We start from the raw sequence: 24,988 nt of genomic DNA on the forward strand, positions 1-24,988 counted from the left end.
TGGTTTTGTAGGTAAGTTTGACAAGTGTGTAGGAATACACAAATCACGCATAACATAGTGTGAATAAGAGAAAACAAAACGTATTTATTATCATTAAGGCATGTCTTAATGAACGGCTTTCAAGATTGTACCCTTTTTGTCTAGCGACAATAGCGACATGGCCCCACCTGATCCCATTCCGAACTCAGAAGTGAAACGTGTTAGCGCCGATGGTAGTGTGGGAGTTCCCATGTGAGAGTAGGACATTGCTAGGCTTCTATTAAGAGAAACCCGTAGCTAACGCTGCGGGTTTTTTGCCTAAACCTTATGACTTAGCTAATTTATAAGTTAATTAATTCATAAAGTTTTTTGTCTGATGACAATAGCGACATGGCACCACCTGATCCCATTCCGAACTCAGAAGTGAAACGTGTTAGCGCCGATGGTAGTGTGGGAGTTCCCATGTGAGAGTAGGACATTATCAGACTCCTATTAAAAAAGCCCGTTACGAAAGTAACGGGCTTTTTGCTGCTTGGTTTAAATTAATTTACACTACTATGTGATTATTTAGCATTAATAATATATCTATTGCATGACTTGAAGATTATTTATTATTCAATCAGTTGCGATTTCCTTTTTCGATAACCTAAAGGTGAACTTATTTATGTCATGGCAACCTACGATGGATTGGCATTATGCTAAACTGCGTGCCAACGTGTTAACTAAAATAAGGTCGTTTTTTTTAACGCGTAATGTTGTTGAAGTTGAAACGCCCATATTTTCACATTCAACGGTTACTGATGCACATTTAGATGCTTTTACTACTCAGTATCATTTCTCAGAAGCTAGTCATTGTGATGAAGCAGTCGCTTTATATGCTCAAACATCTCCAGAGTTTGCTATGAAACGTCTATTGGCGAGTGGTTATGGCTGTTGTTATCAGATTTGTAAAGCGTTCCGCCATGAACAACATGGTCGGTATCACAACCCCGAGTTTTCTATTTTGGAGTGGTATCGCCTTGGCTTTGATCATTTCAGGCTTATGGATGAACTTGCCGAATTATTAAACTTAGTTCTGGGCTGTCAGCAAGTTGATCGAATTAGCTATCAAGCGCTTTTTATCAGAGAAGTCGGAATTGATCCTTTAGTTACCTCGAAAGCTGAATTGATTTCACTTATAGCTAGCCATGATAAGTTGAGCGATTGGTTAGAGAAAGAAGATGATGTCGATACTTTATTGCAATTTATTATGGCAGAGTTGATTGAACCTCGTATTGGCAAAGAGCTTCCGTGTTTTGTTTATCACTTTCCAGCGAGCCAAGCATCACTTGCAAAAATAAGTGTCAATGATCCTCGTGTCGCTGAACGTTTTGAGTGCTATTTTAAAGGTATTGAACTCGCGAACGGTTTTCATGAGTTGACCGATGCCGCTCAGCAAAAATCGCGCTTTGAACAGGATAATAAAACCCGCAAGCAGTTAGGCAAAGTGCAGCGGGCTATTGATGAAAATTTTATATCAGCATTAGCATGCGGTTTGCCTGCTTGTGCTGGGGTTGCTTTAGGTATTGATCGCTTAGTTATGTTGGCACTATCGGTGAACAACATCGAACAAGTACTGACTTTTCCGATAGAGAGTGCGTAAAAGCCATTTTAGCTTTTCATCGTATTAATCGGGCATTTTTAGCTCTTTTAGCTTTCTTGTTAGGGTATTTCTACCCCAGCCTAAGCGCTTAGCTGCTTCTTGTTTATGGCCTTGAGTATGTTTTAATGCACTCTCTAACAATACTTTCTCGAATTCAGGTAAAGCTTGTTCAATGATATTACTTTTACCTAGGGCTAATTCATTGTCTACCCATGTTTTTAAGCTTTCTTGCCAACTATGTTTTGAACTGTTCGGCATTACCATTGGCTTTTCTGTTAGCTCGCTCGGTAAATCGGTCATTAAAATTTCTTTACCGCTTGCCATAACGGTTAGGAAGCGACAAATATTTTCTAGCTGTCTAACATTGCCAGGCCATTCGCATTGCTCTAGATAAGCGAGGGTATTTTTGTGTAGTGTTTTGACTTCAACTGAAAGCTCATTTGCTGCTTGTTTTAAGAAATGCTGAGCTAGTTGACTGATATCTTCTTTTCTTTCACTAAGACTTGGTATTTGAATCCTGATGACGTTGAGACGATGAAATAAATCTTCGCGAAACTCACCACTATTAACACGTTCTTCTAAATTTTGATGTGTAGCGGCAATTATACGGACATCAACCTGAATTGGTGAATGTCCACCAACTCGGTAAAATTGTCCGTCTGCTAGGACTCTAAGTAAGCGTGTTTGTATGTCTAATGGCATATCGCCAATTTCATCTAAGAATAGCGTTCCTTGATGTGCTTGCTCGAAGCGACCTTGGCGTACGGCATTAGCGCCGGTGAATGCGCCTTTTTCATGTCCAAACAACTCAGATTCAATTAAATCTTTTGGAATAGCAGCCATGTTCAGTGGTATAAATGGAGCTGAAGAGCGAGGACTGTGCATATGTAGCGCATGAGCAACTAATTCTTTACCTGTTCCTGATTCGCCATTAATTAAGACACTTATACTTGAACGGGATAGTCGTCCAATAGCCCTAAACACCTCCTGCATTGATGGTGCGGCACCGATGATACCGACACTACTAACTGAAGGAACATTAAATTGTTTTTTAGATTTTAGTTCTTGTGCATGGGTTAGTGCTCTGTTGGCTAATGTAATTGCGTCATCAATATCAAACGGTTTTGGTAAATATTCAAATGCCCCACCTTGATAAGCGTTGACAGCACTATCTAGATCCGAGTGTGCCGTCATGATAATGACCGGTATATGAGCAAACTGATCGTTTATTTGGGCTAATAGCGTCATGCCGTCTATGTTTGGCATGCGAATATCTGAAATAATGACTTCAGGCTGATTGTGTTCTAACGCGGTTAAGAGATCTTCTGGGTTGTGAAAAGTACCAACACTGATGTTGGCATTTGATAAGGCTTTTTCTAATACCCATCTAATAGAGCTATCATCGTCTACTATCCATACTTGTTCGGTGATCATTGGCTTTTCTCGCTATCAAAAGGTAATAAAATAGTAAACTCCGTATGCCCAGGCCTACTTTTACAGGATAATTTTCCGTTATGTTGATGAATGATTGTCTGGCAAATAGAAAGGCCCAAGCCTGTTCCTGAAGCTCTACCAGAAACCATAGGGTAAAATAATGTACTTTGTATATGCTCAGGGATACCTGGGCCATTGTCGATTATGCTGATTTCAGCACATAGTTTGACACGTTTGCCATTTATGGTTTTATTGCTAGCTGCACGTGTTCTTAAAGTTATCTTGCTTTTATCATCGAGTGCTTGAATGGCGTTATTGACGATATTAATAATGGTTTGTTGTAACTTGTCTTGATCAAATGTGAGTTCAGGAATGGATGGATCATAATCACGTGCTAATGTGATGTTTTTCGGGTTATCAAATTGGGTTAACTGAAAAACTTTTTCGATGATGGCATGAATATTCTGTAATTTCATCACCGGTAAATGATTTGGCCCCAATAAACGATCAACGAGGTTTGTCAGTCTATCTGCCTGCTCTATAATCATTGCAGTATATTCTTTTTGCTCAACATTTAGCTCTAAATCTAATAGTTGAGCGGCTCCACGAAGGCCACCTAGCGGGTTTTTAATTTCGTGTGCAAGGCCGCGAATTAAGTCTCGTGCTGATTCCCACTGCTGCTGTTGAAATGCTTCAGAGCTGATCTGTTTTTGCTGATCTATTTGTTTAAACTCTAATAAAATATGAGGGCATTGTTCAAACATTACAGATGACGCTGTGATCTCGACGGTGATTTGTTGATGATCAAAAAATTCAATCGTGACATCGCTATCACTGAACTCTTGGCCTGTGGTCAGTAGTTGCTGTAAACGATTATTATTGATTGGCGTATTATAAAACACTTGATCTATTGGTAGACGATAAAGCTTACTTAAGCTTTTTACTAGCAACGCTTCGGCTGCTGGATTGACATAACAGATAGCCAAGTCATGATCTAATACTACAACAGCGGTTACCATTTGATTAGGTAGTGCTTGTTGATAGTGCAATTTTATTTTTTTTAAATTAACAACGTTGCTAGGCATTACTTTCCTCTGCACTAAAGTGGTGCGTTAAGTAACGAGTGTAAATAGAAATGGTGCAATATGCACTGAAATCAGGCTAATTTGCCTTATTAACAGACGCTCTGTGCATATAAAACGTTACTGGAGAAGATATTGCAATAACCTTGCCTTTATCATCAAGTAAGGACATTTTTATTTGATGTTCTCCTCTATCGATATTTCTAAGGGCAAATACTGAATGGGTTTGTGGTTTTTCGTAGGGGCTGTTATCTAAATATAATTGAATTTTTAAGCCCGGTTTGAAGATAGGTTTGATACGCGCCGAAATATATACTGAGCCGGTGTTATCTCTTATAGTTGCGTTGTTCTTAGGTTGGAAAATATCAACTTGGTAACTATTGCTGATGACCTTTGGCTTGATATCTAAAATAGAGGTGTTGATTGATGACTTTATTGTATTAGATGTTTGTACATCGACTTCTTCAGCACCGGGTTGTGGGCTATCGGAAAAAACTAATACGCCTTGCTCGTTACGCCAGACATAAATTTTAGCAGAGCTAGCATAGACAGCAAAAGCTTGTGTGAGCAGTATAAACAAAATGCAAAAGCGTACTGTGAAAGTCAAAAGTTATATCCTAGTTACATAGGTCTACTATTAATCTATCCAAATAACGCGAAATGTGCCACAAAAAAAGCTCACCGAAGTGAGCTTATTTAATTGTTGATTAACTTAATTCTCTACACGCTGTAGTACATATCAAATTCAACAGGATGCGTAGTTTGGTTTAATAGTTCAACTTCTTTACGCTTTATACCAATGTAAGCTTCGATCATATCTTTGTCCATGACACCACCTTCTAGAAGGAAGTCCATATCGCTTTCAAGAGAGTCTAGAGCATCACCTAAAGATGTTGCAACTTGTGGAATTGCAGCAGCTTCTTCAGCAGGTAGGTCATAAAGATCTTTATCCATCGCATCACCAGGATGAATTTTATTTTTAATACCGTCAAGACCAGCCATCAGTAATGCTGAGAATGCTAAGTAAGGGTTTGCTGCTGGATCAGGGAAGCGAGCTTCGATACGCATTGCTTTTGGTGACGGTACAATTGGAATACGAATAGACGCTGAGCGGTTACGAGCAGAGTATGCAAGCATCACCGGCGCTTCAAAATGTGGCACCAAACGTTTATATGAGTTTGTTGAAGGGTTAGTAAAAGCATTTAATGCTTTGGCGTGCTTGATAATGCCACCAATGTAGTAAAGTGCCAGTTCAGATAAACCGCCGTATTTGTCACCGGCAAATAAATTCACACCATCTTTAGCAAGTGATTGATGAACATGCATACCAGAGCCGTTATCACCAACTACTGGCTTAGGCATGAAGGTAGCTGTTTTACCGTATGCGTGTGCAACATTATGTACAACATACTTGTAGATTTGCACTTCATCAGCTTTTAATACCATAGTATTAAAACGACAAGCGATTTCGTTTTGACCTGCGGTCGCTACTTCATGATGATGTGCTTCAACAACTAAGCCCATTTCTTCCATGACTAAACACATAGCAGAACGTAAATCTTGTGATGAATCGACTGGTGATGTAGGGAAATAGCCACCTTTAACACCAGGACGATGTCCCATATTACCTTCTTCGTATTCAGTGCCAGAATTCCAAGCAGCTTCTTTATCGTCGATCTTATAAAAAGAACCACTCATATCTGTGTGGAAACGAACGTCGTCAAAAACGAAGAACTCAGGCTCAGGACCGATCAGAACTGTATCTGCGATGCCGGTGCTACGCATGTAGTCTTCAGCGCGTTTTGCTACTGAACGAGGATCACGGCTATAGCCTTGCATTGTTGCAGGCTCAAGAATGTCACAACGAATATTTAGTGTTACAGCTTCAGTGAAAGGGTCGAGTACTGCTGACTCTGCAACTGGCATCATTACCATGTCAGATTCATTTATACCTTTCCATCCTTCAATTGAAGAACCATCAAACATTTTACCGTCTTCAAAAAAATCTTCAGTTACTTGATGATGAGGAATTGAAACGTGTTGCTCTTTACCTTTTGAATCAGTAAAACGTAGGTCAACAAATTTGACGTCATGCTCTTTAATTAAATCTAAAACTGCATTTGACATTGAAAGTCTCCGTTGTAGTTAGTTCTTTAAATTTTCAAAAAATTAATTTTGTTTGCATCTGCTTAAGCCAATAACGTGCCAAAGCTAAAGCTATTGAAATATAAGCCTTTTATGTTTTTGACTTTACTTGCCTGCACCATTTGCGTGCGCTTCCTGCTGCATTGTGGTGCGCCTGCTCCAATTTGATCATAAGCAGTATATCAACTGAGAATATTTTTGTTGGTTATATTTTTGCTTGGTGGTGTATTTGTGGTTACTCATCCTGTATAATACGCGCCCAATTGTAGCCCTATAACGTTAATATGCTTATGTAGCAATAAACGATAGTAACAGCGAGTAACGCCTGTGTTAGATAAATTAAGAAATGTGGCAATTATTGCTCACGTTGACCACGGAAAAACCACTTTAGTCGATAAATTATTAGAACAGTCAGGTACGCTAGACGCCCGTGGCGGTCTAGAAGAACGTACGATGGATTCAAATGATATCGAAAAAGAACGTGGTATCACAATCTTAGCTAAAAACACGGCTATTAACTGGAACGGCTTCCGTGTCAACATCGTAGATACCCCTGGCCATGCCGATTTTGGTGGTGAAGTTGAACGTGTAATGTCAATGGTAGATTCGGTTCTACTAATTGTTGATGCTCAAGAAGGTCCAATGCCACAAACGCGTTTCGTAACGAAGAAAGCGTTTGCACAAGGTTTAAAGCCAATTGTAGTTATTAATAAAGTTGATAAGCCTGGTTCTCGCCCTGATTGGGTAATGGATCAAGTTTTTGAATTATTTGATAATCTTGGTGCAACTGATGAACAGCTTGATTTTAAAGTTGTTTATGCTTCAGCAATCAACGGCTGGGCTACGCTTGAAGAAGGCGCAACTGGCACTGATATGACGCCTTTATTTGATACTATTTTGAATGAAGTACCACAACCAACAGCGGATCCAGATGGTCCATTCCAAATGCAAATCTCTCAACTTGATTACAGCTCATACTTAGGTGTTATCGGTGTTGGTCGTATTACGCGTGGTTCTGTTAAGCCAAATCAACAAGTAACTATTCAGTTAGCTAACGGCGGCATACACAATGCTAAAGTAGGTAAAGTATTCGGTTACCTAGGTTTAGAGCGTCATGATATTGCTGAAGGTTTTGCCGGTGATATTATTGCAATTACTGGTTTAGGTGAATTAAAGATATCAGATACTATCTGTTGTCCAAGTGAAGTCGAAGGCTTACCTGCATTATCTGTTGATGAGCCAACGATTAACATGACTTTCCAAGTAAACACTTCACCATTTTGTGGTAAAGAAGGTAAGTTTGTTACTTCACGTAACATCAAAGATCGCTTAGACAAAGAGTTGGTTCATAACGTAGCTTTGCGTGTTGAGCAGCTTGAAGATGCTGATAAATTTAAAGTATCAGGTCGTGGTGAGCTTCATTTAGGTATCCTAATTGAAAACATGCGTCGTGAAGGTTTTGAAATTGCAGTATCACGACCAGAAGTAATTATTCGTGAAGTTAATGGTGAGTTACAAGAACCATACGAAACTGTTACGATTGATGTTGAAGAACAGCATCAAGGTCCTATCATGGAAAGAATGGGTGTTCGTAAAGCTGAATTAACTGACATGGCACCAGACGGTACTGGTCGTATCCGTATGGACTTCATTATGCCAAGTCGTGGTTTAATTGGTTTCCAAACTGAATTTATGACATTAACGTCAGGTTCTGGTTTGATTTATCATACATTTTTTGAGTATGGTCCTCATAAAGGCGGCGAAATCGGCCAGCGTAAAAACGGTGTAATGATCGCTAACGCAACCGGTAAAGCACTAACTAACGCTATCTTTAACTTACAGTCTCGTGGTCGTATGCTAATTGGTCACGGTGTTGATATTTATGAAGGACAAGTTATCGGTATTCATAGTCGTGATAACGACTTAACAGTGAACGCGCTTAAAGGTAAGCAGTTAACTAACGTTCGTTCATCTGGTACTGATGAAGCGCAAACATTAACGCCACCTATCATTATGTCTTTAGAGCAAGCATTAGAGTTTATCGATAATGATGAGTTAGTTGAAGTTACACCAGAAAACATCCGTATTCGTAAAAAATCGTTGAAAGAAACAGATCGTAAACGTGAAGGTCGTGGCGTTAAATAAGCCATAGTTAATCGTTTATTAAAAAACCATTCGAAGAAATTCGAATGGTTTTTTTTTGTCTTTTTGCCATGAAGAGATAGTTTATGTAAGACATATCTTAAACTGTCAGCTACTTATGTAATTCTTATGTCTTCGGTTTTGTATTTAGCTTATAAAAATCATAGTGTTAAAATTTAAACGTTGAAAATATTTTAAGAAACGTAATTATATTCACTGATTGCATTTTCCCTGCCTTTTAGAAAGTTTTTTAGCTGCTATATTTAAGTATATAAAATGTTCATAAAACTATGACATTAGGAGAGCGAAGATCATGGAACCTGATAAGCTAGCAAGGCTAAATTGTCTATTTGAAAAAGCTGTTGCCAATAATGCGAAATATTTAGAAAAGCGTGAGCTTGATGAACTATATGATGAGTTTATTAGTGATGGCCGTGATATAGTGAAAAATAATACGGTTGTGTTTCCCTTAGAAAAAAGACGTTCAGCAAGTTAATCGTTAACGATAAAAGAAAAAGGAAATTTCTTAATGTCTCCAGAGCAACTAAAAAAATTACAACAGTTAAATCAATTGTTTGCACAGGGCTCGGCTGGCCCAAAGCAAGTTAAACAATTATCAGCTCTTTTGGCTGAAATTAACCAGTTAGCCAGTTGGCCTGAAGAAAACATTAAGCAAACCTTGCCTTCACACTAATCAAAATTGCAGTTTTATCCTCCGTCTATTGCACAATTATATCGTTTTTAATCTCTTACTTAGTCGGCTGATTTTATTAAAAGTTTCTTTATGCTACTCTAATTTAAACAGCGTCAAATCTATTTTACTATTGTTTCTTCATAGCACGTATTATTGTATGTATAAAAACTGAAACCTAGTGTTATTGATATTGTCATTACAGTTATTTTAGCTATTGTCTTACTATTAAGATAATGCCGTTCATTAGTAATTTATATGCATCCTAAATTAGAAGAAGTAAAAACACATCCTTATGTCGAGTCAGTCATAGGCTTTTTGTCATTGTTTCTAAACAATTTTAACAAAGAGCGTATTCATGTTACTGCAGGCTATTTATCTTACGTTACGTTAATGTCGTTAGTGCCGTTAATGGTTGTGATGCTATCTGTGATGACCGCCTTCCCAATTTTTTCTGAAATTCGAGAGCTGATAGAAAATTTTGTCTATCAAAACTTTGTTCCTGCCTCTGGCGATGTGGTACAAGAGCATATTACCGGCTTTGTCAGCAATGCTTCTAAAATGTCAGCTGTCGCGATCACCGCACTATTTATTTTTGCCATGATGCTCATTTCTGCTATTGATAAATGTTTAAATAAATTATGGCGGGTGGATGAAAAGCGCAGAGTGATAACGTCATTTTCAATGTACTGGATGGTGTTGACACTAGGGCCTGTATTAGTTGGTAGTAGCCTAGTAATGAGCTCTTATATTCTTTCTTTAGTGTCTTTGGGGGATTATGATCTACTTGGCTTAACAAATATATTTGTTAGGGCCTTACCATTATTTGCCTCAATAGCTGCTTTTTTTATCTTATATATGGTTGTGCCTAATAAAGTAGTGCCAGTTAAGTTTGCTTTTGCCGGTGCTGCTTTAGCTGCAATTTTATTTGAAGTTGCTAAGAAGGCTTTTGCAATTTATGTAACGCAACAGCTATCTTATCAAGCTATTTACGGGGCTTTATCGAGTATTCCTATTTTATTTTTATGGGTATATTTAAGCTGGCTTGTGGTACTGATTGGGGCATTGTTTACCGTATCGCTCGAAGACTTTGATGAAAAAAATAAACTGGCTGCCTTAAAGCAAAATACAGATTAATATTGTTTCCCTTGGTTGCTCAGCATCGCTATTCAATGGTTAAGCAACTAAACTAACAAAGTTTTCTTTAAAGGTGGATTTTATGTCTAGAGTGCTCTTTCCAAATATTGGTGCCTATCAACAAGAATGGCTTGGTGTTGGTGATGGTCATCAACTCTATCTTGAGCAATCAGGTAATCCCAATGGTATTCCGGTGATTTATCTGCATGGTGGACCCGGTGGTGGCTCATCTAAAAATCATCGGCGATATTTTGATCCTGAAAAATATCGAATCATTTTATTTGACCAACGAGGTTGTGGACGCTCTAAACCTTCTCCGAGTTTGCATCAAAATACACCGAATCATTTAATTAATGATATGGAAGCTATTCGTAAACATTTAAAAATATCGCAATGGTTAGTTACCGGAGGCTCTTGGGGCACAACTTTGGCTTTGCTCTATGGTATAGCGCACCCAGAGCGTGTATTAGCTTTTATTTTAAGAGGGATTTTTCTCGGTACTGCAGCTGAATATGACTGGCTGTATACTCAGGATGGTGCAGCGGGTTTTTTTCCTGAGTACTATCGAGAGTTTATTGAGCAATGTGCAGATATTCAATGTGCTAGCACATTACAAGGCTATTACGATTTATTAACTGGGGATAATGAAATTGCGGCTATTGCAGCCAGTAAAGCTTGGTGTCTATGGGAACTGAGGTTATCGACAATAGAGCATCATAATATTGAACCTCATCATATAACGGATGCTCATCAAGCGTTATGTATGGCAAAAATATCAAGTTACTATTTCGTTAATAACTGTTTTATTGATGAAGGTTTTATTTTAACGGCTATCGAAAAAATTAAAGCAATACCTGGGATTATTTTACATGGCCGTTATGACATGGTTTGCCAAATGCGCTATGCCGATAAGTTGGTAAAAGCATGGCCAAATGCTCAATTACAAATACTGCCTAAAGCTGGTCATGGTGGTTTTGAAACGCAAACTATTGATGGCTTTTGCAAAGCAGCAGATACTATGGCCAGTTTTATTGCTGAACGGGGAAGTTAAAGTAAATGATTGCCTTATTACAAAGGGTGTTAGAAGCGAGTGTTAGTGTCGATAATAAAGTCGTTGGTGAAATAGATCATGGCTTATTGGTGTTATTAGCCATTGAACCTCAAGATACTGAGGCAAAAGCTAAACGTTTAGCTGAACGAGTGGCAGGCTATCGAATTTTCACCGATGAAAATGACAAAATGAATTTAAACGTTAAGCAAGTCAACGGTGAAATATTAGTTGTTTCTCAGTTTACCCTTGCTGCTAACACGGCAAAAGGGCTACGACCAAGTTTTACTAGCGCGGCATCGCCAGAAATGAGTAACAGGTTATATCAGTGTTTTTGTCAAAATTTACGAGCGCAAGGCTTTGCAGTGCCAACCGGTATATTTGGTGCTGATATGCAAGTAAGGTTGCTTAATGATGGCCCCGTGACGATTCATTTACAGGTCTAATGAAAACAATATTACGTACTGATATGGTGAGAAAAAAACTGTTGCCAGCGACGATATTGCCATAAGGGCAGATAAGTGGCTTTAGAGCGCTTTTTTAGATTAGTTATTGGCCAGTGACTAGGAAGTAAATGTATGACAATATTAAGGTAGCGTGGAATATGAAAATAGATGATTTGATGTGAGCTTTGTAATTGTTTTAATATTGTTAAGCAAAGGTTTACTTCATGATCGTCAAGGTCAGGTAGATTGATCGTTAAACAAGCATCATTTGTTAAGTTATCTATTAGTGCCGTTAATAATTTCACTCGGTTTGTAAAGCTATCTGCATGATGTTGATATACATCACAAATTAGCCAGTCGACTGCTTGGTTATCACTGCTGTCATGCTCTTGTAACCATGTCAGTGCTGCGTTATTTTCAATACTCATGTTATGCTGTAACGGATTAAAAAATCGCTTGAAACAATGGATAACTTGGCTAGAAAGCTCCACGCTTACCACATCAATATTTGAATTTAGTGTGGTTAAAAATCGACTAATGTTACCTCCACCTAAGCCTAATTCGACTACCTTTTCAGCTTTAAAAAAAAGTAGTGGCATTAGCACCGCATACTGATGCGGTAACGTTAATTTTTCTGGTTGGCGTAAATGCATGACACTTTGAATAACATCATCAAACATTAACCATCGGTAGTGCATATTTTCACTAATGGATATTTGGTCTGCATCATTACTGAGGTACACTATGTGCCCTTGAGCAACATGTTTAGTTAGTTTCACGTGTAATTTGATTCCCAAAATTAAAAGTAGCTAAGCAATTATTTATTTCCTTTGTGATAAGAATAGACAATGTACCTATGTAGAGCACCCAAAAATCAGGCTGAGTTAGATGCTTATTATCAACTTCGTTGGCAAGTGTTGCGTAGCCCTTGGCAGCAACCTAAAGGTAGTGAACAAGATGAGCTAGAGTCGCAATCATACCATCGCGTTATCTTGGATGATATGGGTAATGTTATTGGTGTTGGTCGCTTACATAAAAGTGGGCAATATAAAGCACAAGTGCGTTATATGGCTATTGCTGAAACAGCAAAAGGTAAAGGGCTAGGTAGAATATTACTAACAGAGCTAGAGGGTATTGCTAGAAAAGTAGGGGTGAGCAGTATAGAGCTTAATGCGAGAGAAAATGCTATTGGCTTTTATCTACAACTTGGATATAAAGATCAAGGTTTCTCACACCTGCTTTATGGCAAAGTACCACATACTAAAATGAGCAAGCACCTTAATCATTCAAATAAGCATTTAAGCGAAAAATCAGAAGCTTTACAAACACTATGGCATCAAACTATTCCATTAAGCCAAGCGATGAATATTAATATCTGCTACTTTGACCAACAACAGTTAGTGACCCATTGTGATCCCGGGTTTAATAAAAACTTACATCACACGATGTTTGCCGGCAGTATTTATACCTTGGCAACATTAACCGGTTGGGCGTGGGTTTATTTTGCCTTGCAAGCCTATCAACAGCAGGCTGATATTGTTTTAGCAGAGGGGAATATTCGCTATCTAGCACCATTAGCAGGTGTTGCGCATGCACAAACTTGTCAGACTTTAGTAACCGGTAATGGTGATGCATTGGCTTTAGGCAAAAATGCACGCTTTTCCATCGAAGTTCAAGTATGTTGTGGCGATAAAACCGTAGCGCTATTTACTGGCGCCTATGTGGCCGTTTTAAAAAGAGATAAACTCATGTTAGCGGATAAATAAACCTCAAATAAAACAGTTTAAAATCGTGTTATTTTGGCTTATTGAATTCATAGCTCAAATAGCGTTTGGTCACTTTCAGCACAAGAGTTATCGATATGTATAAAGTTATTTTGAGTTTATTCTGGCTTAGCTTTTTTAGCTCAGCAAATGAAGATATTGAGCAGTTATTAAATAAATTTCATCAAGCGGCAGCGGAAGCTAATTACGATCAATATATTGATTTATTAGCAAAAAATTCGGTTTTTCTCGGTACGGATGGTGGCGAGCGATGGAATAAAGCTCAATTCTCCGCTTTTGTTAAGCCTTATTTTAGTCAAGGAAGAGGTTGGTTATATCAACCAATTGAGCGCCATATTAGCGTTGCTCAAGTTAATGAGATTGTTTTTTTCGATGAACTATTATTCAACAAAAACTATGGTCGCTGTCGTGGCAGTGGTTTATTGATTAATACCGAGCATGGTTGGAAGATACTTCAGTATAATTTGTCAATTCCGGTCCCTAATGCTATCGCTGGTGATGTAGTAGAAGTAATAAAAGACTATCGTACTAATAAAGCTAAAAGTACCGATTAGTCGTTGTACTAATAATGAATAATTTTTGGAGATATTGGGTCTATGAGCGTTAGTATTATAGGTTGTGGTTGGTTAGGCCAAGCACTTGCAACAGTTTTGTTATCTGAGAATATTCCTGTACTTGCAAGTTATCAATCTCAGGCAACATTGGAAAAACTCAATCGCTTAAATATACCTGCTACGCCGCTTGTATTACCACTTGCTGTAGATATAAATGCTATAGAAAGCACGAGTAACACCATAGATGTGGATCAGGCGTTATTTGAAAATGACGTACTAATTATTGCTATCCCACCACAAATAAAAAAAGGTAAGTTAGATTATCCACTCAAAATTAAACAATTAGTAAAGTTAGCTGAGCAAGGGAATACTCAACATATTATTTTATTAAATTCTACGGCTATCTATAATGGTTTAGCGGGAGCTATTGATGAAAATAGCCGCTTAGATATTACTGCTGCAAAGGTTGAAACACTACTAGCTGCTGAGCAAGCGGTAAGGGAATTTTCTAAGCAAGTGCATATTTTACGCTTGGCAGGTTTAGTGGGGCCTAACCGTCATCCTGGCAAATTTTTGCAATCAAAGCGTATTTTTGCTCATGCTGGTGCGCAAGTGAATTTAGTACATCAAGCTGACGTGGTTAATATCATTAGGCTATTGATTGATAACAACACTTCTCAATCCACGGTTGTTTACAATGTAGTCAGTCATACTAAAATTGATCGTAAAGGTTACTATCAAGCCGCGGCACAAGCTTTAGGCTTGCCTTTGCCACGCTTTGAACCAGAGCAAGGTGAGCAGGCAAGTAAGCAGGTTGTTGGTGACAAGCTTCGGGCAGATTTACAATACCACTATGTTTATGATGATTTATTACAATGGGCTGTAGGGTTGCAATTGGTTGCGCTCTAAGCATTAGTAGTGCTCAGTATCGCTAGATTAACCCGTAAACCATTCAGTAATGGTTAAGTAACAATTAAGGTAAATACTTTATGGCAAATAATGTCATTACTAGAACATTAAAAGCGCTTTATCAGTACAAAATCTCTTTGATGTTTTTTGTTTTGTGGGCTCATGTTTCGTTGTTAAATTTATTTTTTGTTAATTACAGTGGCCCCGTTTTTCTTTGGCAAGAAAATAGTGAATTGCTGACTATCCAAGTACATTTTTTGATTGCATTATCAACAACCATTTTTTATTTAATGGTAAGTAAAATAAGGCAACTAAAGAGAGATAAAAAGCTTATCATCGCAGACAAAACCTGGTTGCTTTGTTCGGTAATTTTACTGCTTAGTATTGGCTTTTTGTTAATATAAAATAAGCCAACATCATTGTCGGCTTATCTATTTTTAGTCAGTGCTGATGTTAAGTTAGCTTATTTATGATGTATGCCGGCGGTTGCTAACCATTGTTTAAAATCAAGCAAGTTGGCAGGCAATATTACCTTGGTTGATTGCTGACTTAAGCCTTTCATTTGTTGTAAGTATTGTTCGCTTAATTGCATATCTAACGCCTGTTGACCACCGGGTTGTTCTATTGCTGTTGCCAATTTACTAATGGAGTCACCCGTTGCTTGAGCTATGGCTAATATTTCTGCCGCTTTACCTTCAGCAGAGTTGATACGTCGTTGTTTTTCACCTTCAGATAAATTAATTAACTCCGTCATCTGCCCCTCTGAGCGATTAATTCGACTGGCTTTATCACCTAAGCTTTTTGCTAAAATAGCACGACGTTCACGCTCGGCATTGACTTGCATTTCCATCGCGTTGCGTACAGTTATCGGCGGCGTAATATTTTTAATTTCGTAGCGATGGACTCTTATTCCCCAACTTTCACCAGCCTTATCAAGTACTTCAACTACTTTTGCACTGATAATATCACGCTCTTCAAAGGTTCTGTCTAACTCAAGTGTACCAATGACTGAACGGGTGGTGGTTTGAGCAAGTTGCATAGCGGCAAAACGATAATCTGTAATACCATAACTTGCTTTTACCGCGTCTATCACCTGGATGTAAATAACGCCATCAACCTCGACATTAACTTCATCTTTTGAAAAGCACTCTTGCGGTGGTACTTCTATAGTTTCTTCTTTTAAGTCCTGAATAAAAGCTACTCGGTCAATAAATGGCAATAATAAATGAAATCCCGCATCTAAAGTACAGCGATATTTTCCTAAGCGCTCAACAACATAAGCTGATTTTGTTGGAACTAGGCAAATGGCTTGAAAAAATTTAAAAGCTAGAAATAAAAATATAAATGCCCAAATAGCTAATACAGCTAAATCAATGGTGTTTGCATCAATCGCTATCATGATTTTGCTCCTTGAATATTTTGCGTTACTTTTTCCATACCTTGAAAAAATCCTTCTAATTTTGCCACTTCGTTTGGCACTATAGAAACATCTGCGGTTTTCAAAATGCTACTCGTTTGTGAGATAAACTGCTCTAATAAGCGCATTTTAATCGCCTGATCGCCACTGGGTAAAGCAGCTGCCTTGGCAATTAAATTAATACCTTCTGCGGAAGCTTGAGTCAGAATAGCAATTTCCTGTGCGCGGCCATGAGCTTCATTAATTTGTTTTTGTTTATCACCTTCTGACAAGTTGATCGCTTCTTGGCGTTCACCTTGTGATAAATTTATCGTCGATTCTTTTTCTGCTTCCGCTAAAGTAATTTCAGCGCGTTTTTGTCGTTCGGCTTCCATTTGCTTTTCTAGCGTATGGATAACGTTATCCGACGGAGTAATATTGCGCACTTCATAGCGTAATACTTTTATACCCCAAGGATCTGAAGCTTTGTCAATTTCGCTGACGATAGTTTCATTCAAGGTATCTCGTTCAGAAAATGTTTGGCTTAAGTTTAATTTACCTATCTCGGAACGCATGGTGGTCTGGGCTAAGTTAATGCTAGCACGACGGTAATCTTCAATACCGTAGCTGGCTTTTTCACCATCCATTACTTGAATATAAACCAAACCATCCACGCTAATTTGAATGTTGTCACGAGATATACAGCTTTGTGCTGGTATATCAAGAACCTGTTCTCGTGTTTCATGGCGATAGGCGACACGATCGATAAAAGGGATCAAAAAATGCAATCCAGGTTGCAATACAGCACGAAACTTTCCGAGACGCTCGATCACGCAAACTTCTTTCATTTGAACGACAAGTACTAGCTTCACGACGATAAAGAGCAATGCTAGAAAAGCAAAGGTAACAGTAGCTAACATAGGTATTCTCCTACTAAATTTGGGGGTGTTTAAAAGGGGTATATAAAGTTATTTGGTGGGCTCAACGATCAAAGAAATATTTTCTTTGCAAACAATGGAGGCTTGGCTACCAGCATGAATAATAGAGCCGTCCCCCAATGCTGTCCAAGTGCTGCCTTGAAATTCTACTCGACCTGATTGTGTACCGGGGCCTATTTGTTCAAGCACATTGACATTTTTTCCGTATATATCGAGCTCTTCAAAAACATTTTCTACGGTTGTATCACCAGCAAAGAAACGCTCAGTAATAAAATAGACACTGATCAATAAAAATGTCGCAATAATAAACCAAGTGGTTAAGGTTAATATCCAGGTATCAAGAATTTGTTGCTGTACACCAATAGCGACAAGCAAAGAAGCGATGCCTAAGTTCAGTAAAATGCCACCGGGGACAAAAATTTCTAAACAGGCAAACAAGATAGCGAGAAAGATCCAAGTTTCAAAAAATAGTATGTATTCCATTACCACCTCCGTTATAAGCTGAACTGTTAACGGTAAGTTAACAATCATATAATCAAGTTAACCTGCTTGACATAATATGTCAAGCTTGTCGTTACTTCTACTGTTGATTAAGTGCTTTTGATGCCTCATAGATTTTAAATCGCTATAAACGGGTTAATGCTAAATTCAACGGTCGACTATTGCACGGTTTAGGTTATACTGCCGCGCTCAAATCAAGTATTTTATTAACGGAGTTTTGTTATGCACGATCTGTATTACAAAGGGCGTATCCATACCAGAGTAAATCATGTCAAAACAGGTTATAGCACTAAGCGTACCGTTAAACTTGGCAGCGAAAAAAATCCATTAACTTTAGTGGTTAATAGTGAAGAAAAAAAAGCAGAAGTTGCTATTGTAGTTGCTGAAAATGACTTATTCGCCACCATTAGTGTCGATAGTGCGGCAAGTGAAGATCTCAATGAACTTGAGGTTATACTTAATAAGCCAACGACGACCACCTTTGAAAAAACACCAAGTCGTAATGACCCTTGCTCATGTGGCAGTGGTAAAAAATATAAAAAATGCTGTGGTTAACTATACCTGACAATATTTAGTTACATGCATTTACAGACTATGAGTATAAAAAAACCGGCATCTGCCGGTCTTTTATTCAGTAAATGTTAAATAGTGTTATTTTCGCTAGGGGATGCACACTTTACAGCGACAAATTATCTAGAATATCATCTTCAACTAAGTTCGCTAAGGTAACTTTTAGTTTTGGGGTGCGTGCCATTTCACGTTTAATTGCGAAGTTTGCTTCGGCGTTGCGGGCCCAGCTGCGACGTGCAATACCGTTGTTAACATCAAACAATAACATCGACTTTAAGCGACGCTCTGCTGCTGCACTGCCGTCAAGTAACATACCGAAACCGCCGTTAGTTACTTCGCCCCAGCCTACACCACCGCCATTATGTATTGATACCCAAGTTGCGCCACGGAAGCTGTCACCAATAACATTATGAATAGCCATATCTGCGGTAAAACGACTACCATCATAAATGTTTGAAGTCTCACGAAATGGTGAATCAGTACCACTAACATCGTGATGGTCACGACCCAATACTACTGGGCCAATTTCACCGTTATTAATTGCATCATTAAAGGCTTTTGCGATTTCCATACGGCCTTGCGCATCAGCATAAAGAATACGCGCTTGTGAGCCAACCACTAGCTTGTTTTGCTTAGCGTCTTCAATCCAAGTGATGTTGTCTTGCATTTGTTGCTGAATTTCTTCAGGTGAATCGGCCATGATTTTTTTCAGTACACTTGCCGCGATAGCATCAGTTTTATCTAAATCTTCTGGTTTACCAGAAGCACAAACCCAACGAAATGGACCAAAACCATAGTCAAAACACATCGGGCCCAAAATATCTTGCACGTATGATGGGTATTTAAAGTCAATGCCATTTTCAGCCATAACATCGCCGCCGGCGCGTGATGCTTCTAATAAAAAGGCATTCCCGTAATCAAAGAAGTAAGTGCCACGTGCCGTGTGTTTGTTAATCGCATCTGCATGACGTTTCAATGTTGTTTGTACTTTTTCTTTGAATACTTCTGGCTCTTCGCGAATTAAACGGTTTGACTCTTCATAACTGATATCAACCGGGTAATACCCGCCTGACCATGGATTGTGCAGCGAGGTTTGGTCTGAGCCTAAGTGCACATATATTTCTTGTTCATAGAAGTTTTCCCAAACATCAACAATGTTGCCAATATAAGCAATTGATACTACTTCTTTTTTTGCTTGTGCGTCTTTAACACGGGTAATTAAATCGTCCATATTGTCAATGAGCTCATCAACCCAGCCTTGTTGGTGGCGCTTAGTAGCGGCATTGGCATTCACTTCAGCACAAACGGTTACACAGTTTGCAATATTACCGGCTTTAGGTTGTGCGCCGCTCATACCGCCCAAGCCTGCCGTAAGGAAAATTTTACCTTGTGGGCTTTCATCTTTGTTGAGGACTTTACGAAAGGCATTCATGACTGTGATCGTTGTGCCATGTACAATACCTTGTGGGCCAATGTACATAAATGAACCGGCTGTCATCTGGCCATACTGAGTTACACCTAAGGCATTGAATTTTTCCCAGTCATCTGGTTGAGAGTAATTAGGGATCATCATACCGTTAGTGACTACAACACGCGGAGCATCTTCCGAAGATGGAAATAAACCCATAGGGTGACCCGAGTATAAATGTAAAGTTTGATCGCTTTCCATTTCACTCAAATACTTCATTGCTAATAAGTATTGTGCCCAGTTTTGAAAAACCGCACCGTTACCACCGTAGGTAATTAACTCTTCAGGATGCTGTGCAACGGCAGGGTCTAAGTTGTTTTCCACCATTAGCATAATAGCCGCTGCCTGTTGGCACTTGGCTGGGTAGTCAGCAATAGAGCGTGCTTTTAGATGATAGCTCGGCTTAAAGCGATACATATAAATACGGCCAAAGTCCGTTAACTCTTGGGCGAATTCAATGGCTAACTCATGATGCCATTCTTTAGGGAAGTAGCGTAGTGCATTTCTAATCGCTAATTGTTTCTCTTCGACAGTCAAAATGTCTTTGCGTTTAGGGGCACGGTTAGCGTCAGCAGGGTAGGGTTTGGCTGCTGGCAGCGCATTTGGAATACCTTGCGTTATGCTCTGCTTGAAAAGCGCTAGTTGTTGAGAGTTCATTGCTGTTTCCATGGTTTTAAGCTCCTTTTTATTCATCAAAGTTGACAGTGAATGCTTGTGATTTTACTAAGGAGATCATGGCATCAATATCAGGTTTGAGCAGTCTATCTTCTTCAAGCTTTGCCACTTTATCTCTGATCACGGCAAAGTTTTTCTCAATAATGTCTGAGCACTTATTTGGACGTCTAAAATCAATGGCTTGTGCGGCATACATCAGCTCAATCGCGAGTATTTTTTCTAAATTACCTAATATCTGATTAAATTGTCGGCTTGAGATACTGCCCATTGATACGTGATCTTCTTGTCCCATCGAGGTTGGAACACTATCAGCTGATGGTGGAAAACACAGTGATTTGTTTTCAGTCACTAACGCAGCAGTCGCGTATTGTGGGATCATCATACCTGAGTTTAAACCACCGGCAGTGGTTAATAATCTCGGTAAGCCGTGCAAGCCTTCAAGGAGTAAGTAACAACGACGGTCAGAAATATTACCTAGTTCAGAAGCCGCAATAGACGCGTAATCAAGCACCATAGCCAAAGGTTGACCATGGAAGCTACCACCTGAAATCGCTTCTTCACTACTGATAACAATTGGGTTATCAGTAACTGAGTTCATTTCAATTTCAGCTAATTCTTCTAAATGGTAATAGGCATTGCGTGATGCACCATGTACTTGTGGAATACATCGTAAAGAGTATGGGTCTTGTACACGGTCACATTCTTCATGATCTGCCATGTTTTCAGAGTTTTTAAAGAATGCTCTCATACGTGCAGCAACTTTTAAGTTACCTTTAAAAGCACGGGTTTGATGTAATTCTTCTCTAAATGGCGATTCACTACCCTGCATACCTTCAATACTCATAGCACCCGTTAGGTCTGCTAGGTCTAATAAGTAACGCATTTTAGTTAAGCCAGTGATTGCGTGTGACAGAATGAACTGTGTACCGTTAATTAACGCTAAACCTTCTTTAGCGTGCAATTCCATTGGTGCTAAACCGTGTTCTTTAAGAAGCTTAGCTGCAGGAACTGTTTTATCATCTTTCCCCTCTTCACTTTGCCAGAATTCACCTTCACCAAGCAGTGGTAAAAACAAATGAGACAGTGGTGCTAAATCACCTGATGCGCCTACTGAACCTTGCTCTGGTACCACAGGGATAAGATCAAGTTCAATAAAGGCTAGCATTCTTTCTACGGTTTCTAAGCGAATGCCAGAGAAACCTTGGCTTAATGCATGCACTTTAGTGATGAGCATTAACTTTGAAATAGCTTTATCGATAGGCTCGCCGACACCGACGGCATGAGTAATAAGCAGGTTTTTTTGCAGTAAATTGGTGTCTTCTGGCGAAATTTGCGTATCACATAATGGCCCAAAGCCAGTATTAATACCGTATACCGCTTCATCAGAAGCCGCCATTTTCTCTACGCGTTGACGACTTGTATTAATTTTATCTAAAGCTTCTTGGCAAAGTTCAGCTTTGATACTGCCATTAGCAATACCGTTGACCATATTAATATCTAGACGGTCGATACCATATTTAAACGTCATATTAACGCTCCTAAATTATAAATTAAAAAACTAAATGGCTACCTAAGCGGTACTTATTTCCCGGTGATGTCAAAATGGCTAAGCTGACGACTCCTTGGCTTGACCAAGTACGACGTTTAACTTGCAAACAAGGGGTGACATTATTTATATTCAGTAACTCACAAACATCATTACTAGCAATAATAGCTTCAACTTCATGGGTTGCTTCTGTTAATGGTGCTTCAGAAGAAAGGTACTCATGTGGAGTAATTTGGGTAAAATCTTGGCTTAAATATTGTGAAACTAACTTAGGGTTAACAAATCGTTGCTCTAATTGAATAGCCACGTTGTTTTCAAAGTGTAGTACACTAGAGAAATAAGCTTTATCATTAGGTTTTAACGCTAATAAAATAGCAACTTCGTCATTTACCTCAACAGCTTTTAAGCTTAATTGCTCAGCATGATATTGATGGCCGCGTTCGTGTATTTCATCGGCGATATTACGAATTTCGAGTAGTGAAGATTGGGATTTAAACGTTGCAACGAAAGTACCAGAGCCTTGTGAACGGACTAATAAACCTTGTTCGGTCAGCTCTTGTAAAGCACGTCGAGCAGTCATTCGGCTGACAGAGAACTGTTCGGTAAGCTCGTTTTCAGAAGGCACTTTACTATGTTCAAGCCACTGACCTGATTCTATTTTTTCACAAATGTATTGTTTGATAACATTGTATTTAGCGGTTTTTACTTGTGTCATTGTTATGCCTAATATTGCAACATATGCAAAGTCTACTTAACTTGTATATACAATCTCATTTTTTGATCGTCAGGTCAAGAGTTGTATATACAAGCTTGCTTGTTAATTTGCTATCAGTTAGAGTGCCAATTATTGGCAACCGTCATGTCTTTCTTAAACGTTATCCGGATACGGAAAACGTTTAAGCGTAGCTGAAAACAACTTCTTTGGATTTTTTATGTCGATGACAACACAACAATGGCAAACACTTTGGATTAATGTGAATCTCGCCACCATGAACGATGGCAGCAATAGCTATGGCGCAATTGAAAACGGCGCGCTGGCGATTGCTAATGGTAAAATTGCTTGGTTAGGCACGATGAGTGACTTATCGGCTTCTGAGTATAAAGCAGAGCAGTTGATTGACGGAAAAGGAGCTTGGCTAACACCTGGCTTAGTTGACTGTCATACCCACTTAGTTTTTGGTGGTAATCGTGCCAATGAATTTGAAATGCGTCTTGAAGGTAAAAGTTATCAAGAAATAGCCAATGCGGGTGGTGGGATTATATCAACCGTTACAGCAACTCGTGCCGCGAGCGAGAGTGAATTATTTCAAAGTGCTTTCAAGCGATTAGCTGCAATGCACCAGCAAGGCGTCACTACAATAGAGATAAAGTCGGGCTATGGCTTAGATAGCGAAAATGAAATAAAAATGTTGCAAGTAGCAGGGCAGTTAGCAAAAAGCTTACCCGTAACAGTGAGAAAAACATTTTTGGGTGCCCATGCATTACCAGCTGAATACCAAGACCGCGCCGATGATTATATTAAGTTCGTCTGTGAGGATATGTTGCCGAAAGTAGCCAGTTTGCAATTAGCAGATGCTGTAGATGTTTTTTGTGAAGGTATTGGTTTTAGTTTGGCGCAAACAGAGCAAGTATTTGCTGCGGCAAAAAAATACCATTTACCTATTAAAGTGCATGCTGAGCAACTTTCTAATTTAGGAGGCACGGCATTAGCAGCAAAGTATCAAGCTTTGTCCTCTGATCATATTGAGTTTCTCGATGAAGCTGGCGTTATAGCGATGAAATCGGCAGGTATGACCGCGGTTTTATTACCGGGCGCTTTTTACTTTTTAAGAGAGACGCAACTACCACCAATTGAACTACTACGTAAGCATAAAGTGAGTATGGCTGTTGCAACAGATGCTAATCCGGGGACGTCACCGATCAACTCTTTGCAATTGATGTTGAATATGGCCTGTACATTTTTTAGGTTAACGCCTGTTGAAGCTTTAGCTGGCGTAACATGCCATGGTGCTAAAGCTTTAGGGCTAGCAAATAGCAAAGGGCAACTCGCGGTTGGTTATGATGCTGATATTGCTTGTTGGGATATTAAGCAACCGGCAGAGTTATGTTATCAGTTTGGTGTTAACCCACTTAGCCAGCTCATGCAGGCGGGTAAGATCGTTATTTGATTCTTAAGCTAATGGTGGCTTTAACTTTTACTTTTCTAAAACAAGAGTCAGCGCGATCTTAAAAAATAATGCTGCTAATAAAATAACAGACGAAAAATGTCGCGATTTATTCGTCTGTTACTGAAAGAGAGGCACTGACAGTGCGGATTGACACATTTATTCGATATCTAGTGGTTCTGGAGATAAAATTACCCCAGTATTATCAGCATAAATGTGATCATCAGGTAAGAATGTTACCCCAGCAAAGTTGATCGCTAAATCGCTTTCACCAATATCACTAGTGCTTGCCCCTACGGGTATTGATAACAAACCTTGAATACCAATATCAACATCTTCCAATGCGTCAACATCGCGAACACTACCAAAGCAAATAATGCCTTCCCAATTATTTTTGGCCGCAAGCTCTGCAATATTAATATTGATCAGCGCTCGACGTGTAGAGCCCCCTCCGTCAATAACAAGGACTTTACCTGTACCGTCAGTATCAACAATTTCTGAAATCAAACCATTGTTTTCAAAGCACTTTATAGTTACAACTTTTCCGCCAAACGAACTTCGTCCACCATAATTACTAAATACTGGCTCAAGTACATCGACTAAATCGGTGTAGATATCACATAACTCTGAAGTGTTGTATTCCATAGTGAGTTTTCCTAGTAGCGTTTTGTAATAGCTAGTATAACGGTTGAGTTCACAGGTACAACAGCTAAGCCGCTATAGTTGTTAAATAAAT

The 24,988-nt window shown here is 39.0% G+C and carries 25 protein-coding genes and 2 rRNA genes; 15 read left to right on the plus strand and 12 right to left on the minus strand.

Annotated features, from left to right (window positions below; all coding sequences use genetic code 11):
- Positions 1-139: 139 nt before the first annotated feature.
- From rrf (B0169_RS11590) to epmA, 3 genes are all read left to right on the plus strand, one after another.
- Positions 140-254: ribosomal RNA gene (gene rrf / locus B0169_RS11590) — 5S ribosomal RNA — on the plus strand.
- A gap of 97 nt (positions 255-351) precedes the next feature.
- A 5S ribosomal RNA gene (rrf, locus tag B0169_RS11595) occupies positions 352-466 on the plus strand.
- A 177-nt stretch (positions 467-643) separates the two neighbouring features.
- A complete protein-coding gene (gene epmA / locus B0169_RS11600) occupies positions 644-1,621 on the plus strand; it encodes an elongation factor P--(R)-beta-lysine ligase (RefSeq protein WP_077286154.1) in 978 nt (325 codons plus the stop codon).
- 24 nt (positions 1,622-1,645) lie between these two features.
- Here the strand turns inward: epmA and glnG are convergent, their stop codons facing one another.
- The 4 genes from glnG to glnA all read right to left on the minus strand — a co-directional run bounded on the left by glnG (position 1,646) and on the right by glnA (position 6,264).
- Positions 1,646-3,055 carry a nitrogen regulation protein NR(I) gene (gene glnG, locus B0169_RS11605; RefSeq protein ID WP_077286155.1) on the minus strand — a complete coding sequence of 470 codons (1,410 nt, stop codon included), beginning with the start codon at positions 3,053-3,055 and terminating at the stop codon, positions 1,646-1,648.
- A complete protein-coding gene (gene glnL / locus B0169_RS11610) occupies positions 3,052-4,140 on the minus strand; it encodes a nitrogen regulation protein NR(II) (protein ID WP_077286156.1) in 1,089 nt (362 codons plus the stop codon). Before glnL ends, glnG begins: the two co-directional genes overlap by 4 nt.
- A 76-nt stretch (positions 4,141-4,216) precedes the next feature.
- Positions 4,217-4,744: a DUF4124 domain-containing protein gene (locus tag B0169_RS11615; RefSeq protein ID WP_143323528.1), complete on the minus strand. Its 528-nt coding sequence runs from the start codon at positions 4,742-4,744 to the stop codon at positions 4,217-4,219.
- Positions 4,745-4,857: 113 nt separating this feature from the next.
- Complete coding sequence (gene glnA, locus B0169_RS11620) at positions 4,858-6,264, minus strand: glutamate--ammonia ligase (protein ID WP_077286157.1); 1,407 nt, start codon at positions 6,262-6,264, stop codon at positions 4,858-4,860.
- A 345-nt stretch (positions 6,265-6,609) separates the two neighbouring features.
- Between glnA and typA the strand changes: the two genes are divergently transcribed.
- The 6 genes from typA to dtd all read left to right on the plus strand — a co-directional run bounded on the left by typA (position 6,610) and on the right by dtd (position 11,746).
- Positions 6,610-8,427, plus strand: a complete 1,818-nt coding sequence (gene typA, locus B0169_RS11625; protein ID WP_077286158.1) for a translational GTPase TypA — start codon at positions 6,610-6,612, stop codon at positions 8,425-8,427.
- Between the two features lie 310 nt (positions 8,428-8,737).
- Positions 8,738-8,920 carry a hypothetical protein gene (locus tag B0169_RS11630; RefSeq protein ID WP_077286159.1) on the plus strand — a complete coding sequence of 61 codons (183 nt, stop codon included), beginning with the start codon at positions 8,738-8,740 and terminating at the stop codon, positions 8,918-8,920.
- 33 nt (positions 8,921-8,953) lie between these two features.
- Positions 8,954-9,118: a hypothetical protein gene (locus B0169_RS19245; RefSeq protein ID WP_158077084.1), complete on the plus strand. Its 165-nt coding sequence runs from the start codon at positions 8,954-8,956 to the stop codon at positions 9,116-9,118.
- A gap of 255 nt (positions 9,119-9,373) precedes the next feature.
- Complete coding sequence (locus tag B0169_RS11635; protein ID WP_077286160.1) at positions 9,374-10,252, plus strand: virulence factor BrkB family protein; 879 nt, start codon at positions 9,374-9,376, stop codon at positions 10,250-10,252.
- Between the two features lie 82 nt (positions 10,253-10,334).
- On the plus strand, positions 10,335-11,303 hold the full coding sequence (pip, locus tag B0169_RS11640; protein ID WP_077286161.1) for a prolyl aminopeptidase: 969 nt from the start codon (positions 10,335-10,337) through the stop codon (positions 11,301-11,303).
- 5 nt (positions 11,304-11,308) lie between these two features.
- Positions 11,309-11,746, plus strand: a complete 438-nt coding sequence (gene dtd, locus B0169_RS11645) for a D-aminoacyl-tRNA deacylase (protein WP_077286162.1) — start codon at positions 11,309-11,311, stop codon at positions 11,744-11,746.
- A gap of 11 nt (positions 11,747-11,757) precedes the next feature.
- Here the strand turns inward: dtd and B0169_RS11650 are convergent, their stop codons facing one another.
- Positions 11,758-12,525, minus strand: a complete 768-nt coding sequence (locus B0169_RS11650) for a polyamine aminopropyltransferase (protein ID WP_077286163.1) — start codon at positions 12,523-12,525, stop codon at positions 11,758-11,760.
- Positions 12,526-12,594: 69 nt separating this feature from the next.
- Between B0169_RS11650 and B0169_RS11655 the strand changes: the two genes are divergently transcribed.
- The 4 genes from B0169_RS11655 (at position 12,595) to B0169_RS11670 (ending at position 15,397) form a co-directional block, all read left to right on the plus strand.
- On the plus strand, positions 12,595-13,512 hold the full coding sequence (locus tag B0169_RS11655; protein WP_077286164.1) for a bifunctional GNAT family N-acetyltransferase/hotdog fold thioesterase: 918 nt from the start codon (positions 12,595-12,597) through the stop codon (positions 13,510-13,512).
- 95 nt (positions 13,513-13,607) lie between these two features.
- Positions 13,608-14,084 (plus strand): nuclear transport factor 2 family protein, encoded by a 477-nt coding sequence (locus B0169_RS11660; protein ID WP_077286165.1) that lies wholly within the window; start codon positions 13,608-13,610, stop codon positions 14,082-14,084.
- A 42-nt stretch (positions 14,085-14,126) separates the two neighbouring features.
- Positions 14,127-14,993, plus strand: a complete 867-nt coding sequence (locus tag B0169_RS11665; RefSeq protein WP_077286166.1) for a Rossmann-fold NAD(P)-binding domain-containing protein — start codon at positions 14,127-14,129, stop codon at positions 14,991-14,993.
- An 80-nt stretch (positions 14,994-15,073) separates the two neighbouring features.
- Positions 15,074-15,397: a hypothetical protein gene (locus tag B0169_RS11670; RefSeq protein WP_077286167.1), complete on the plus strand. Its 324-nt coding sequence runs from the start codon at positions 15,074-15,076 to the stop codon at positions 15,395-15,397.
- 59 nt (positions 15,398-15,456) lie between these two features.
- On the opposite strand, the gene B0169_RS11675 is transcribed toward B0169_RS11670, so the two are convergent.
- The 3 genes from B0169_RS11675 to B0169_RS11685 are packed head-to-tail and all read right to left on the minus strand — an operon-like array spanning position 15,457 to position 17,810.
- Positions 15,457-16,392 (minus strand): SPFH domain-containing protein, encoded by a 936-nt coding sequence (locus B0169_RS11675; RefSeq protein ID WP_143323529.1) that lies wholly within the window; start codon positions 16,390-16,392, stop codon positions 15,457-15,459.
- A complete protein-coding gene (locus B0169_RS11680; protein WP_077286169.1) occupies positions 16,389-17,309 on the minus strand; it encodes an SPFH domain-containing protein in 921 nt (306 codons plus the stop codon). Before B0169_RS11680 ends, B0169_RS11675 begins: the two co-directional genes overlap by 4 nt.
- A 48-nt stretch (positions 17,310-17,357) precedes the next feature.
- Positions 17,358-17,810 carry an NfeD family protein gene (locus B0169_RS11685; RefSeq protein WP_077286371.1) on the minus strand — a complete coding sequence of 151 codons (453 nt, stop codon included), beginning with the start codon at positions 17,808-17,810 and terminating at the stop codon, positions 17,358-17,360.
- Between the two features lie 240 nt (positions 17,811-18,050).
- Between B0169_RS11685 and B0169_RS11690 the strand changes: the two genes are divergently transcribed.
- Positions 18,051-18,383, plus strand: coding sequence for a PBPRA1643 family SWIM/SEC-C metal-binding motif protein (locus B0169_RS11690; RefSeq protein WP_077286170.1), 333 nt, complete (start codon positions 18,051-18,053; stop codon positions 18,381-18,383).
- 121 nt (positions 18,384-18,504) lie between these two features.
- Here B0169_RS11690 and B0169_RS11695 read toward each other — a convergent pair whose 3' ends face one another.
- The 3 genes from B0169_RS11695 to hutC are packed head-to-tail and all read right to left on the minus strand — an operon-like array spanning position 18,505 to position 22,802.
- Positions 18,505-20,535 (minus strand): urocanate hydratase, encoded by a 2,031-nt coding sequence (locus tag B0169_RS11695; protein ID WP_077286372.1) that lies wholly within the window; start codon positions 20,533-20,535, stop codon positions 18,505-18,507.
- A 16-nt stretch (positions 20,536-20,551) separates the two neighbouring features.
- Positions 20,552-22,069, minus strand: a complete 1,518-nt coding sequence (gene hutH, locus B0169_RS11700) for a histidine ammonia-lyase (RefSeq protein WP_077286171.1) — start codon at positions 22,067-22,069, stop codon at positions 20,552-20,554.
- A gap of 22 nt (positions 22,070-22,091) precedes the next feature.
- The gene (gene hutC / locus B0169_RS11705; protein ID WP_077286172.1) at positions 22,092-22,802 is read right to left on the minus strand and encodes a histidine utilization repressor; all 711 of its coding nucleotides are present in this window, start codon (positions 22,800-22,802) and stop codon (positions 22,092-22,094) included.
- 217 nt (positions 22,803-23,019) lie between these two features.
- Here hutC and hutI point away from each other — a divergent pair, with 217 nt between their 5' ends.
- Positions 23,020-24,255 (plus strand): imidazolonepropionase, encoded by a 1,236-nt coding sequence (gene hutI / locus B0169_RS11710; protein ID WP_412842132.1) that lies wholly within the window; start codon positions 23,020-23,022, stop codon positions 24,253-24,255.
- A gap of 156 nt (positions 24,256-24,411) precedes the next feature.
- Here hutI and rraA read toward each other — a convergent pair whose 3' ends face one another.
- Positions 24,412-24,897 carry a ribonuclease E activity regulator RraA gene (rraA, locus tag B0169_RS11715; RefSeq protein ID WP_077286174.1) on the minus strand — a complete coding sequence of 162 codons (486 nt, stop codon included), beginning with the start codon at positions 24,895-24,897 and terminating at the stop codon, positions 24,412-24,414.
- Positions 24,898-24,988 lie beyond the last annotated feature (91 nt).

Origin of the sequence: Cognaticolwellia aestuarii (genome assembly GCF_002000025.1) — a bacterium.
Classification (GTDB): domain Bacteria; phylum Pseudomonadota; class Gammaproteobacteria; order Enterobacterales; family Alteromonadaceae; genus Cognaticolwellia; species Cognaticolwellia aestuarii.